This window comes from Streptomyces sp. NPDC101165, from assembly GCF_044768135.1.
GTDB lineage: Bacteria > Actinomycetota > Actinomycetes > Streptomycetales > Streptomycetaceae > Streptomyces.
This window is the reverse complement of the sequence record NZ_JBIWPG010000031.1, coordinates 86,505-97,803: the sequence shown is the minus strand read 5'-3', so window position 1 is coordinate 97,803 and position 11,299 is coordinate 86,505. Positions and strand designations below refer to the sequence as shown.

The 11,299-nt window shown below is 71.3% G+C and carries 14 protein-coding genes; 8 read left to right on the top strand and 6 right to left on the bottom strand.

Annotated features, from left to right (window positions below; translation table 11 throughout):
* Together ACIRVH_RS42800 and ACIRVH_RS42795 are read right to left on the bottom strand one after the other, a co-directional pair.
* Positions 1–596: maltotransferase domain-containing protein (locus ACIRVH_RS42800; protein WP_403965444.1), on the bottom strand; the 596-nt coding region annotated here is incomplete at its 3' end.
* A gap of 109 nt (positions 597–705) precedes the next feature.
* The gene (locus tag ACIRVH_RS42795) at positions 706–1,005 is read right to left on the bottom strand and encodes a DUF5133 domain-containing protein (RefSeq protein WP_403965442.1); all 300 of its coding nucleotides are present in this window, start codon (positions 1,003–1,005) and stop codon (positions 706–708) included.
* 303 nt (positions 1,006–1,308) lie between these two features.
* On the opposite strand from ACIRVH_RS42795, the gene ACIRVH_RS42790 reads away from it, so the two are divergent.
* From ACIRVH_RS42790 to ACIRVH_RS42780, 3 genes are read left to right on the top strand one after another with little or no spacing between them, the layout of a single operon-like run.
* Positions 1,309–1,821 (top strand): pep a2, encoded by a 513-nt coding sequence (locus tag ACIRVH_RS42790; RefSeq protein ID WP_403965440.1) that lies wholly within the window; start codon positions 1,309–1,311, stop codon positions 1,819–1,821.
* 23 nt (positions 1,822–1,844) lie between these two features.
* The gene (gene glgX, locus ACIRVH_RS42785; protein ID WP_403965456.1) at positions 1,845–3,986 is read left to right on the top strand and encodes a glycogen debranching protein GlgX; all 2,142 of its coding nucleotides are present in this window, start codon (positions 1,845–1,847) and stop codon (positions 3,984–3,986) included.
* Between the two features lie 58 nt (positions 3,987–4,044).
* Positions 4,045–4,287, top strand: a complete 243-nt coding sequence (locus ACIRVH_RS42780) for a hypothetical protein (protein WP_403965439.1) — start codon at positions 4,045–4,047, stop codon at positions 4,285–4,287.
* Between the two features lie 6 nt (positions 4,288–4,293).
* Here ACIRVH_RS42780 and ACIRVH_RS42775 read toward each other — a convergent pair whose 3' ends face one another.
* Positions 4,294–5,103 carry a VOC family protein gene (locus tag ACIRVH_RS42775; protein WP_403965437.1) on the bottom strand — a complete coding sequence of 270 codons (810 nt, stop codon included), beginning with the start codon at positions 5,101–5,103 and terminating at the stop codon, positions 4,294–4,296.
* A 127-nt stretch (positions 5,104–5,230) separates the two neighbouring features.
* Between ACIRVH_RS42775 and ACIRVH_RS42770 the strand changes: the two genes are divergently transcribed.
* On the top strand, positions 5,231–5,587 hold the full coding sequence (locus ACIRVH_RS42770; RefSeq protein WP_403965435.1) for an ANTAR domain-containing protein: 357 nt from the start codon (positions 5,231–5,233) through the stop codon (positions 5,585–5,587).
* 48 nt (positions 5,588–5,635) lie between these two features.
* On the opposite strand, the gene ACIRVH_RS42765 is transcribed toward ACIRVH_RS42770, so the two are convergent.
* Entirely contained in the window at positions 5,636–6,451 is an 816-nt protein-coding gene (locus ACIRVH_RS42765) for an RNA polymerase sigma factor SigF (RefSeq protein ID WP_403965433.1), read from the bottom strand.
* A 194-nt stretch (positions 6,452–6,645) separates the two neighbouring features.
* Here ACIRVH_RS42765 and ACIRVH_RS42760 point away from each other — a divergent pair, with 194 nt between their 5' ends.
* The 4 genes from ACIRVH_RS42760 (at position 6,646) to ACIRVH_RS42745 (ending at position 9,480) form a co-directional block, all read left to right on the top strand.
* Positions 6,646–7,098 (top strand): MarR family winged helix-turn-helix transcriptional regulator, encoded by a 453-nt coding sequence (locus tag ACIRVH_RS42760; protein ID WP_403965431.1) that lies wholly within the window; start codon positions 6,646–6,648, stop codon positions 7,096–7,098.
* A complete protein-coding gene (locus tag ACIRVH_RS42755; protein ID WP_403965429.1) occupies positions 7,095–7,934 on the top strand; it encodes an ABC transporter ATP-binding protein in 840 nt (279 codons plus the stop codon). The genes ACIRVH_RS42760 and ACIRVH_RS42755 overlap by 4 nt, the downstream gene beginning before the upstream one ends.
* Entirely contained in the window at positions 7,894–8,751 is an 858-nt protein-coding gene (locus tag ACIRVH_RS42750) for an ABC transporter permease (protein ID WP_403965428.1), read from the top strand. The genes ACIRVH_RS42755 and ACIRVH_RS42750 overlap by 41 nt, the downstream gene beginning before the upstream one ends.
* Positions 8,752–8,940: 189 nt before the next feature.
* Positions 8,941–9,480: a hypothetical protein gene (locus ACIRVH_RS42745; RefSeq protein ID WP_403965426.1), complete on the top strand. Its 540-nt coding sequence runs from the start codon at positions 8,941–8,943 to the stop codon at positions 9,478–9,480.
* A 6-nt stretch (positions 9,481–9,486) separates the two neighbouring features.
* On the opposite strand, the gene hemC is transcribed toward ACIRVH_RS42745, so the two are convergent.
* A complete protein-coding gene (hemC, locus tag ACIRVH_RS42740; protein ID WP_403965425.1) occupies positions 9,487–10,422 on the bottom strand; it encodes a hydroxymethylbilane synthase in 936 nt (311 codons plus the stop codon).
* Positions 10,423–10,495: 73 nt separating this feature from the next.
* Complete coding sequence (locus ACIRVH_RS42735; protein WP_403965423.1) at positions 10,496–11,269, bottom strand: NPP1 family protein; 774 nt, start codon at positions 11,267–11,269, stop codon at positions 10,496–10,498.
* Positions 11,270–11,299: the final 30 nt, after the last annotated feature.

Sequence of the window (11,299 nt, the reverse complement as noted above, 5' to 3'; positions counted from 1 at the left end):
AGGGCCCGCTCCCGCTCCACGAGCAGCGGCATCGCGTCCGACGCGGTCACCAACTCCCGCACCGGATGGCGGGACAACACCGCCTCCACCTCGGGTGACAACGCGGCCTTCAGACGGTGGTGCACCGACAGCGTGTCGTCGCCGAGAGCCCGCGCCGCGGCCAGGACCAGGTCCCGCTGCGGCCCCTTGGGCACTCCCGCGGCCGCACGCTCGTAGAGGTCGGCGCCCTCCTCCAGGACCAGGCCGGTGTCGATGCCCGCCGGGATCTTGACGGAGGCGGTGTGCCGCCAGGTCGCCAGCGGATGGCTCCATGCCTCCACGCGGAAGGTCCAGCGGCCGGTGGCGTCCGGGGTGACCTCCGCACCCCACAGGTCGCTGCCGGGGGCCAGTTCGCGCATCGGAGTCCAGGGGCCACGGCGGCCCGTCGGATCGCGCAGGACGACGTTGGCGCCGACGGCGTCGTGCCCCTCGCGGAACACGGTGGCCGTGACCTGGAACGTCTCTCCGGTCACCGCCTTCGCCGGGCGCTTGCCGCACTCCACGGCCGGCCGTACGTCACGTACCGGTACACGGCCGATGGCCGGGGTCCTGCGCATGGATCTCACCTCCGCCGTGCGCGAAGCCGGGCCGCCGGCCCGGCTTCGCGATCCGAGAAAACGGTTCGGCTGCTGCCGCCCCGTGGGGATTGCCGAGTACGGTGCCACGTCAGGGGCTTGGTGCCGTGGAACGCCGCTCCGGTGGTGGCGCCCGCCGTGCCGCCCGCCCCGACTGCGGCCGCCCGTCCTGCTCGCGCAGATAGCCGGCCAGGCTGGAGCGCAGATAGTGCTCGGCCGCGTCCGCTGCCTCCCGGGCGCAGCGCTTTCCCATCAGCACGCACAAGGTGTAGCCCGAGTCCTCGAAAGTGGCCCGGACCGTGCGGTCGTGGGGCTTGGCGAGCATCACGCGCTCCCACGCCCGGTAACGCCGCAACTGCCGGGCCACTTCGGCCTTGGCGGGTAGCAGCATGACCCTCTTCACCTTCCACGCTCTCGACTGGGCGCGTTCCCGACGGTCGGGTGGTGTCCGCGCAGGGGAGGGCACGGCACCGTTACGGCGATCGAGGCTTTCACTCATGGTGCACGTGCGACCACGCAACGTCCTGTTGGATCTTCAACCATCCGCCGTTCGTGAGGCTCGTGTTGCACGAATGGCGTAGTGAGCCCACTGTGGAGGTGACTCAGAAGCGATCGGCGCTCACGCTCGGTGTCCGGGACCCTCCCGGGCACCGGCACGGGGAGCGGGAGCTTCGCGGGTGAGGAGCAAGCGACGATGAAGACCGCAGTGCCCTGCTACTACCACCTGGACGTGGAAGTCAGCCCGGAACGGGTGGGACAGGTCAGCCGCATCCTGGCCGCCCATCTCCGCTACTGGGACCTCGAGAACCTCGTGGTTCCCGTCTGTCACGGTGCCGAACTGCTGCTGCATGCGATCGACGAGCACGCCTCGGACAAGGACACGTCGATCGAGATGTGGTGGAACGGCCAGCATCTCATCACGGCCGTCGGCGGCGGCGACCGTGACCTGCGCCCGGACCAGGATCTGCGGGCGTGCCTGGCCGACATCGCGGCCATGAGCGACGGCTGGGGCTGCTGTGCCCCGGACGGCGGCGCCAAGATCATCTGGTTCTCGCAGCGGGCTCGCGCCGGCGAACGTGTCCCGCTGGTCCCGACCGCTCCGGCGCCGAGCCTGAGCCAGGGGCTCCGGGTGCCCCGCGAGCTCCCGGTGCTCGCCCTGGCCGCCCCGGCGACCGCCGTGGACGGCGTCCTGGAGGGCGCCCGGTGACGGCACGGAAGTCCCGGAAAGGGGTGCCCGTCTGGAGCGGGCACCCCTACCCGTTGGGCGCCGCCTTCGACGGACAGGGCACCAACTTCGCGCTGTTCAGCGAGGTCGCCGAGCACGTCGAGCTGATCCTGGTCGACGAAGCCGGTGCCGGGCGCCCCGTCCCCCTGAGCGAGGTCGACGGGTTCGTCTGGCACGCCTACCTGCCCGGCGTCGGACCGGGGCAGCGCTACGGCTACCGCGTGCGCGGCCCCTGGCAGCCCGGCCTCGGCCACCGGTGCAACCCGGCGAAGCTGCTGCTCGACCCGTACGCGCGGGCGGTGGACGGCCAGATCGACAACCACGCCTCGCTCTACGAGCGCGCGGCGGCCGGCCCTTCTCCCGGTGACAGCGCCGGCCACTCGATGCTGGGCGTGGTCACCGACCCGTACTTCGACTGGGGCGACGACCGCCCGCCGCGGTACGCGTACGCCGACTCCGTCATCTACGAGGCCCATGTGCGGGGCCTGACCCGCACCCACCCGGACGTCCCCGAGCGGCTCCGCGGCACCTACGCGGGTCTCGCGCACCCCTCGGTCCTGGAGCACCTGACCTCGCTCGGCGTCACCGCGGTGGAACTGATGCCGGTCCACCAGTTCGTGCAGGACGGCGTCCTGCAGGACCGGGGCCTCGCCAACTACTGGGGCTACAACACCATCGGCTTCTTCGCCCCGCACAACGCCTACTCCGCCTTCGGCAGCCGGGGCCAGCAGGTCGACGAGTTCAAGACGATGGTGAAGGCGCTGCACGCGGCCGGCCTCGAAGTCATCCTCGACGTGGTCTACAACCACACCGCCGAGGGCAACGAGATGGGTCCCACCCTGTCCCTCCGGGGCATCGACAACGCCTCCTACTACCGTCTCGTCGACGGCGACTGGGGGCACTACTACGACACCACCGGCACCGGCAACAGCCTGCTGATGCGGCACCCCTACGTACTGCAGCTGATCATGGACTCGCTGCGCTACTGGGTCACCGAGATGCACGTCGACGGCTTCCGCTTCGACCTCGCGGCCACACTGGCCCGGCAGTTCCACGAGGTGGACCGGCTCTCGGCGTTCTTCGACCTGATCCAGCAGGACCCGGTGATCAGCCGCGTCAAGCTCATCGCCGAACCCTGGGACGTGGGGGAGGGCGGCTACCAGGTGGGCAACTTCCCGCCGCTGTGGTCGGAGTGGAACGGCCGCTACCGGGACGCCGTACGCGACTTCTGGCGGGCGGAACCCGGCTCGCTCGGCGAGTTCGCCTCCCGGCTGACCGGCTCCTCCGACCTGTACCAGCACAGCCGGCGCCGGCCGCGGGCGAGCGTCAACTTCGTGACGGCACACGACGGTTTCACCCTCCGCGACCTCGTGTCGTACAACGACAAGCACAACGAGGCCAACGGCGAGGGCAACAGGGACGGCGAGAGCGCGAACCGGTCCTGGAACTGCGGTGCCGAGGGCGAGACCGACGACCCGGCCGTTCTCGAACTCCGAGCCCGGCAGCAGCGCAACTTCCTCGCGACCCTGCTGCTGTCCCAGGGCATCCCGATGCTCAGCCACGGCGACGAACTCGGCCGCACCCAGCGCGGCAACAACAACGCCTACTGCCAGGACAGCGAAGTCTCCTGGGTCGACTGGAAGTCGACGGACGAACAGCACACCCTCACGGACTTCACCCGGTACGTCATCAACCTGCGCGCCGAGCATCCCGTGCTGCGCAGGCGCCGCTTCTTCCGCGGCGAGACCGCGACCAACGCCGACCAGCCGCTGCCCGACCTGATGTGGCTGCGGCCCGACGCGCGCGAGATGACCGCCCGGGACTGGCAGCGCGAGGACGCCCACTCGGTCGGCGTGTTCCTCAACGGCGACGCGATCGCCGAACGCGACCCCTACGGCCGCCGGGTGCTCGACGACTCCTTCCTGATGCTCCTGAACGGCTACTGGGAGCCCGTCGACTTCCGTCTTCCCGACGAGTCCTACGGCGAGCGCTGGACGACCCTGATCGACACCGCCGACCCGGACGGCATCCCCGACGAACGCGAGCGCAAGGCAGGCACCCGACTCCGCGTGGAGCCCCGAAGCCTGATCGTGCTCTCGAGGCCGTCGCGCAGCGGGCGAGGGGCCCGGGGAGTCCGCCGCCGGTGACGTGATGTGGGATGGCCGTATGGCGAAACGGCACAGGAAGCGGAGGCCTCTCGTCGGCGTGCCCGAGAGCATCGTCCTGCTGGCGACACCGGACGGCTGGCGCCACAGCATCCGCACCGCGGACGGCGGGATGCTCTGCGGACGCCTCGCCGGGGTGCCGGCCGACGCGGAGGCCGAGGCGGCCCAGGCCGCTGCCGTCGAGCTGGTCAGGGATCTCGCCGAAGGCACCGGCGTCGAAGTGGTCTGGGACCCCTCACCGGAGCCGGCCTCCTGGACCGGTCGGGTCGGACCGGTCCGCTGAGTCCGCTCAGCGCGAGCGGCGGGACGTGATCGTGAACTGGGCGCCGTCCGGGTCCCGGAGGATCGCCTCGTCCTCCTGCTCGCTCAGGACGCTGCCGCCGTGCTTCTCGGCGGTCCGTGCGCAGCCCGCCACGTCGGCCACCGCGAAGTGGATCTGCCAGTGCGGCCGTACGGACGGGTCCGGGGCCGACTCCGCCGCGCCCGAGTCGATGCGCGCCACCACGTCACCCCTGCTGCGCAGCACCACCTCGCCGCCCTCGTACTCGACCTCGCAACAGCCGGGTTTGCCGGAGGCCCAGTCGAGGATCTCGCCGTAGAAGAGTGCGGAGTCGAAGGCGTTGCGGGTGTGCAGCCGGATGAAGGTCGGGGCGGCCCGCCGCCAGGCCTCCCAGTTGCCGACCAGCTCGCCCTCCCAGATTCCGAAGGTGGCCCCGTCCCGGTCCGCGAGCAGCGCCGCCCGCCCCGGCGGGAAGGACAGGGGCCCCACGGCCGCCGTACCGCCGCGCTCCCGGGCCCGCGACACCGCCTCGTCCGCGTCCGGCACGGCGAAATAAGGGGTCCAGGCCACCGCCATCTGCCACATGGCGGCGACCGCGGCGATCCCGGCGACCGGCACACCGTCGGCCAGCGCGATCCGGAAGTGCTCGCCGAGCTTGGCGCCGCGCCACCGCCAACCGAGCAGCGCCGAGTAGAACTCCTGGGTGGCCGCCAGATCGCGGCTGGTCAGGCTCACCCAGCACGGCGCACCGAAGACGGAGTGCGTGGAGATGATGTCCCGCGTCCTCGGTCCACCGCTGGCAGGCGTGTCATGGTTCATGGCAGTCGCGTCCTGGTCTCGGGGTCCGGCGCCCACCGGTCTGGCACCAGTGTCCAACCGGAACCGGGTGCGGTGCCTGTCGAGTACCCCGGTGGCGGGGGGCCAGGTGGGTGAGCACGATGGAGGCATGGGAGAGACGGAGCCCGACCGGATCGCCGAGCTGCAGGCCGAAGTGGACCAGTTGAAGGAGGCCGTGGCCTCCCACGCTGTCATCGACCAGGCCATCGGGATGATGGTCGCCCTCGGTCGGGTGACACCCGACCAGGGGTGGGAGGTGCTGAAGGACGTCTCCCAGCACACCAACATCAAGCTGCGCAACATCGCGGAGCTGATCCTGATCTGGGGCCGCCGGGGCGACATCCCGCCCGCGATCCGTGCCGCGCTGGAGGACGCCCTGGACCGGCGCGGGCCCGTCCAGATCCCCGGGACCGCCGAGGCCATACCCGCCGGCACGGAGGAGAGCCCCGGAAGCGTGGAGGACTGAGGCATCGGCCTGCGTCCGCCCTGTACCGGGCCGGCCTCCGCGAGGTGCTCAGCCGGCCTCCGCGAGGTGCTCGGTCGGCGCCTCCGCGAGCAGCTCCTCCCGCAGCCGCTCGAAGCAGGCGCTGAGCAGCCGGGAGACGTGCATCTGCGAGATACCCAGCTGCTGGGCGATCCGGCTCTGCGTCATCCCGTCGAAGAACCGCAGGTAGAGGATGATCCGCTCACGCTCGGGCAGCGCCTGGAGACACGGTTTGACCGAGGCACGGTCGACCACGAGGTCGAAGCCGGGGTCCGCCTCGCCGAGCGAGTCACCGAGCGCGTATCCCTCCGTCCCGGACACCTCGGCGTCCAGTGACAGGGCCGAGAAGCACTCCAGGGCCTCCATACCGGCGCACACCTCGGCCTCGCTGAGCTCCGTGTGCGCGGCGATCTCGGCGACAGTGGGCGCCCGGCCGGGCGTGGTCTGCGCCATTTCCTTGAGGGCGCCGCGGACCCGGTTGCGCAGATCCTGCACCCGGCGCGGCACATGCAGCGTCCACATGTGGTCGCGGAAGTGGCGCTTGATCTCACCGGTGACCGTGGGCACCGCGTACGCCTCGAAGGCGCGACCACGGGCCGGGTCGTAGTGGTCGACGGCCTTCACCAGGCCGAGGGCGGCCACCTGGTACAGGTCCTCCAGGGACTCCCCGCGGCCCCGGAACCGTACGGCGATCCGCTCGGCCATGGGCAGCCAGAGCCGGACCAGCTCGTCCCTGAGCGCTTGGCGCTGGGGACCGTCCGGCAACTGTGCGAGCCGCTCGAAGGACTCGGTCGTGTCGGGGGCGTCGTCGTGGGGGTGAGGCTTCGTGCTGCCGGTGACAGGCATCGCGCGCACTTCCCTCAGCGGTTGCTGGATCCGGGCGTGCCTCCTGTCCGAAGCACTGTTGTGCGGATTCCCGCTGATGGATAGATCAAACAATTCGGGTGATATCGGGCGCGAGGTGCGTGCGGAATGCTCCCAGCCCGCTCTTGACCGCCCCTTGAAGCGCATTACCTCTGTAACAGAGGTAATCTTCAGAAGTGGAATCCGACTTCCCCGAGGAGCTGGCCGACACACTCGTACGGATCCAGCGACTGGTCCGGCGCAGGCTGCGCGGCGGGCTGACCCTGCCGCGGCTGCGCGGTGCCGAGGTGGAGCTGCTGCGGCTGGTCGAGGCCCGGCCCGGCATCGGTATCTCGGAGGCCGCCCGGGCCCTGCACCTGGCGGGCAACTCCGTGTCGACCCTGGTCAACCACCTCGTCCGGGACGGCTACCTGATCCGCGAGACGGACCCCGCCGACCGGCGGGCCGCCCGCCTGCTGCTCACCGAGGCCGCCGAGCAGCGACTCGGGGACTGGCAGCGCCGCCGGGCCGAACTGGTCGGCCGGCACGTGGCGCGGCTGGACGAGGCCGACCGGGAGGCCCTGCACGCGGCCCTGCCGGCGCTGCGCAAGCTGGCCGTCACCCTGCACGAGGAGGCCGAGGAGACATGACGAGCGACACCCCCGCCCCGCCCGCCGAAGCCGTCACCTGCACCCTCCTCTCCTACGCCTTCGGGGACACCAGAGCGGTCGACGAACTCGACCTGGCCGTCCGCGAGGGCGAGGTGTTCGGACTGCTCGGGCCCAACGGCGCCGGAAAGACCTCCGCGATCCGCTGCATCACCACGCTCCTCCCGGTGCCGGCCGGCATGGTCCGGGTCTTCGGGCACGACGTCGCCAAGGAGCGCATGGCGGTACGCCGCCTCCTCGGCTACGTCCCGCAGCAGCTGTCCGCCGACAGCGGGCTCACCGGACGGGAGAACGTCGCCCTGTTCGCCCGGGTCTTCGACGTGCCGCGCCGCGAGCGCGCCGAGCGCGTCGCCCAGGCCCTGTCCGCCGTCGGTCTCGCCGACGCCGCCGACCGGCTCGCCGGCACCTACTCCGGCGGCATGGTCCGACGCCTCGAACTCGCCCAGGCCCTGGTCAGCGCGCCCCGGCTGCTGATCCTGGACGAGCCCACCATCGGCCTGGACCCGATCGCCCGCACCGGCGTCTGGGAGCACATCAACGCCGTACGCGCCGCCACCGGCATGACCGTCCTGGTCACCACCCACTACATGGACGAGGCCGACCAGTACTGCGACCGGGTCGGCCTGATGCACCGCGGCCGCGTCCGCGCCCTGGGCACCCCGTCCGAGCTGCGCCGGGGACTCGCCGAACGCCGGGGCGCGGACACCCTGCCCACGCTGGAGGACGTCTTCCGGGACGTCGCCGGCAGCGGACTCGACTCCGGAGGAGGTTTCCGCGATGTCCGAAGCACCCGCCGCACCGCGCACCGCGTCGGCTGACCCCACCGTCGCCGGCACCGCCCTGCTGCTCACCCCGCCCCGGCCCCGCGCGGGCTGGCGGCTGCTGCCCGCCCGGGTCGCCGCGATGTGCGCCGTCGAACTGCAGAAGCTGCGCCACGACCGCACCGAGCTGTACACCCGGGCCGTCCAGCCCGCCCTGTGGCTGCTGATCTTCGGCCAGACCTTCACCCGGATCCACGCGATACCCACCGGCGGCATCCCCTACATCGACTACCTGGCGCCCGGCATCATCGCCCAGTCCGCGATGTTCATCGCCATCTTCTACGGCATCCAGATCATCTGGGAGCGGGACGCGGGCATCCTGAACAAGCTCCTCGTCACACCGACCCCGCGCTCGGCACTGATCACCGGCAAGGCGTTCGCGGCCGGAGTGAAGTCGCTGATCCAGGCCGTCGTGGTCGTCCTCATCGCCGCTCTGCTCGGCGTGGCCCTCACCTGGAACCCGCTGAAGCTGCTCGGCGTCGCCGCCGCCGTGGTCCTCGCCTCCGCGTTCTTCTCCTGCCTGTCGATGACCATCGCGGGCATCGTCCTCAGCCGCGACCGGCTGATGGGCTTCGGGCAGGCGATCACGATGCCGCTGTTCTTCGGCTCCAACGCGCTGTACCCCGTCTCGGTGATGCCGGGCTGGCTCCAGGCCGTCAGCAAGGCCAACCCGCTCAGTTACCAGGTCGACGCCCTGCGTGGTCTGCTGCTGGGGACCCCCGCCCACCTCGCCGCCGACTTCGGCGTCCTGGCGGTGGCCGCCGCCCTGGGCATCGCCGCGGCTTCCTCACTGCTCGGCCGGCTGGCCCGCTGATCTTGCCGCGGAGTGAAATACGGCACGCAGCCGCACCCTGCCCGAGACCCCCGTGACGGGATTCCCCCTGGGCAGCGCTTGATCACCGATCAAAGCGGGCGAACCCCCTGGCCACAGCGCATTCTGCTCATTTGACAGTGCGCTGAGCGCACAGATAGACAGCAGCTCTCCGAGGTCGAGAGGGGCACTGTGTACGAGCCGAACGTGGTCGGGGACTGGCACGAGTACGACGAGCATGCCGGTCTGCGGGTCCGCGTCCACCGCCTGGAGGCGGCCGAGCCGCCGCGCGGACGTGACGACGCCGCAGCCGGGCTGACGTACTTCAGTGTCCGGGTGACGGTCGAGAACCGTGGCGCGCACCACTACGGGATCCATCTCGAGGACGGTCAGATGGACGTCCGGGTCGGCCCGGACGGGGAGGGCGCGTTCATCGACTGGCGCAACTCCCAGTTCATCGAGGGTTTCGACGTCTACCCGCTGCGCCGGGCCACCGCCGTGCTCTACGCGGCCGCCCCGGAGGCAGCCCTCACCCACGTGGACGTACAGGTCCAGCTGCGGGTGGACGAGGAGTGGGCCGACCGCCGGCTGTGGGCGGGCGGCATCGGCATCCTGGAGGCGACCACGGTGGCCGCCCCCGCGGGCACCGGGCAGGGCAGCCTGGCCCACCAGGTCAGCGCCTTCCTGAAGGACCAGACGGTGAAGGACCAGACGGAGCCCGGCACCGCCTGACCCGGGTCAGTGCGGGATGCCGTCGATGATCTCCCGCGCCCCCTGCCGCAGCAGCGCCACCGCGACCGAGGTGCCCAGCGTGGCCGCGTCCAGCCGGCCCGCCCACTCGTGGGCGTTCAGCCGCGTCTTGCCGTCCGGGGTGAACACACAGGCCCGCAGGGAGAGTTCACCACTTCGGTCCACGCGCGCGTAGCCGGCGATCGGGCTGTTGCAGTGCCCCTGCAGCACATGCAGGAACATCCGCTCTGCCGTGGCCTCCCGGTGCGTGGCCGGGTCCCCGAGCCCGCTGACCGCGTCGATCAGCTCGGTGTCGCCCTCCCGGCACTGCAGGGCGAGGACGCCCGCGCCGATCGGCGGCATCATCGTCTCCGGGGAGAGCACCTCGCTGATCACGTCCTGGCGGCCGATCCGCTCCAGACCGGACACCGCGAGCAGCAGCGCGTCCGCCTCACCTGCGGCCAGCTTCTCCAACCGGCGGTTGGCGTTCCCGCGGAACGGCACGCACTCCAGGTGCGGGTGCGTGGCGGCCAGTTGGGCGACCCGGCGCACCGAGGAGGTGCCGATCCGGGTGCCGGCCGGGAGTTCGTCGAGGGTGAGCCCGTCCGGGTGCACCAGCGCGTCCCGGATGTCGTCCCGCTTCAGGAACGCGGCGAACACGGTGCCGGCGGGCAGCGGCCGGTCGGCGGGCACGTCCTTGACGCAGTGCACCGCGAGGTCCGCCTCCCCGGCCAGCAGGGCCGCGTCCACCTCCTTGGTGAACGCCCCCTTGCCCTCGACCTTGGACAGGTCGCCGAGCCACTTGTCACCCGTGGTCTTCACGGGTACGACCTCGGTGCGCACCCCTGGATGCAGCACGCCCAACTCGACGCGTACGCGCTCGACTTGGGCGAGAGCCATCGGTGAGTCGCGGGACACGATGCGGATCAGTTCCGGGACGGACATGGGGGACACGATAGACCCTCGGACGCCATGCCCCGTCATGTCCCCCACCAAGAATCAGATGTTCGGGAGCAGGTCAGGCGTTCGGGTCGAAGGGGATCCCGGACGGCTTGGCCGAGGCCAGATGGGACGGGAAACTCGCGTCCTTCAGGCCGAAGTGGGCGCTGCCGAAGTCGTAGGCGCTCAGCTTGTCGCGCAGGCCCGCCGGATAGCCGTTCCAGCCGACCAGCGGCGGGTACTGCCAGGTGTGCCTGTGGTTCTCCGGCGGCTCGTCGTTCGCGTTGGCCAGCCGGAAGCAGTGCGTGCCGATGCCGTCCTTGTGGTACACCACCTTCGGGTGGCTGCCCTCGAAGCGGACCTCGGAGACCGGATGCACGGTGAACGAGCCGTGGTTGGACGTCGACACGTACCGCACCTGCCCGTCCTGCACCCACACCACCACGTGCTCCCAGTCGTGCCGGTGCCCGCCGATGCCGCTGCCGGGGAGCGCCTGGTCCTTCTCGAAGTACAGGCCGTACAGGTAGGCGCACCAGCCGTTGTTGCACTTGTGGCGCGAGTAGCTGTTGGTGTTGTCCAGGTCGGAGGCGTCGTGGCAGCTGCCGTTGAGGGCACCCGTCGGCTTGAGGCCGCCGTTGATCGTGCCGTCCGGCCCGATCGCGGGCGTCGGGTAGCAGCCGTCGGTGTCGTAGTCGAAGGCCGGCTGGTACGTCAGCTCGGCGGGCTCGGCGTTCGTGGGCAGCGCGAGCGGTGGTGCGGCGAAGGCGGCGGCCGGGAAGGCGACGACGAGAGCGGCGGCGCCGGCGAGCACGCCGAACCATCTGCCGCGCCGGACACGGGATGTGAGCGGCACGAGGGTCCTCCAACAGCGGTGGGGGGCTGG

Bases quoted from the DNA above. Each gene is read 5' to 3' on its own strand.
- hemC (WP_403965425.1), bottom strand. From the start codon at position 10,422: ATGTCCGTCCCGGAACTGATCCGCATCGTGTCCCGCGACTCACCGATG.
- ACIRVH_RS42790 (WP_403965440.1), top strand. From the start codon at position 1,309: ATGAAGACCGCAGTGCCCTGCTACTACCACCTGGACGTGGAAGTCAGC.
- ACIRVH_RS42775 (WP_403965437.1), bottom strand. From the start codon at position 5,103: ATGAACCATGACACGCCTGCCAGCGGTGGACCGAGGACGCGGGACATC.
- ACIRVH_RS42750 (WP_403965428.1), top strand. From the start codon at position 7,894: ATGTCCGAAGCACCCGCCGCACCGCGCACCGCGTCGGCTGACCCCACC.
- ACIRVH_RS42765 (WP_403965433.1), bottom strand. From the start codon at position 6,451: ATGCCTGTCACCGGCAGCACGAAGCCTCACCCCCACGACGACGCCCCC.
- ACIRVH_RS42755 (WP_403965429.1), top strand. From the start codon at position 7,095: ATGACGAGCGACACCCCCGCCCCGCCCGCCGAAGCCGTCACCTGCACC.
- ACIRVH_RS42795 (WP_403965442.1), bottom strand. From the start codon at position 1,005: ATGCTGCTACCCGCCAAGGCCGAAGTGGCCCGGCAGTTGCGGCGTTAC.
- ACIRVH_RS42770 (WP_403965435.1), top strand. From the start codon at position 5,231: ATGGGAGAGACGGAGCCCGACCGGATCGCCGAGCTGCAGGCCGAAGTG.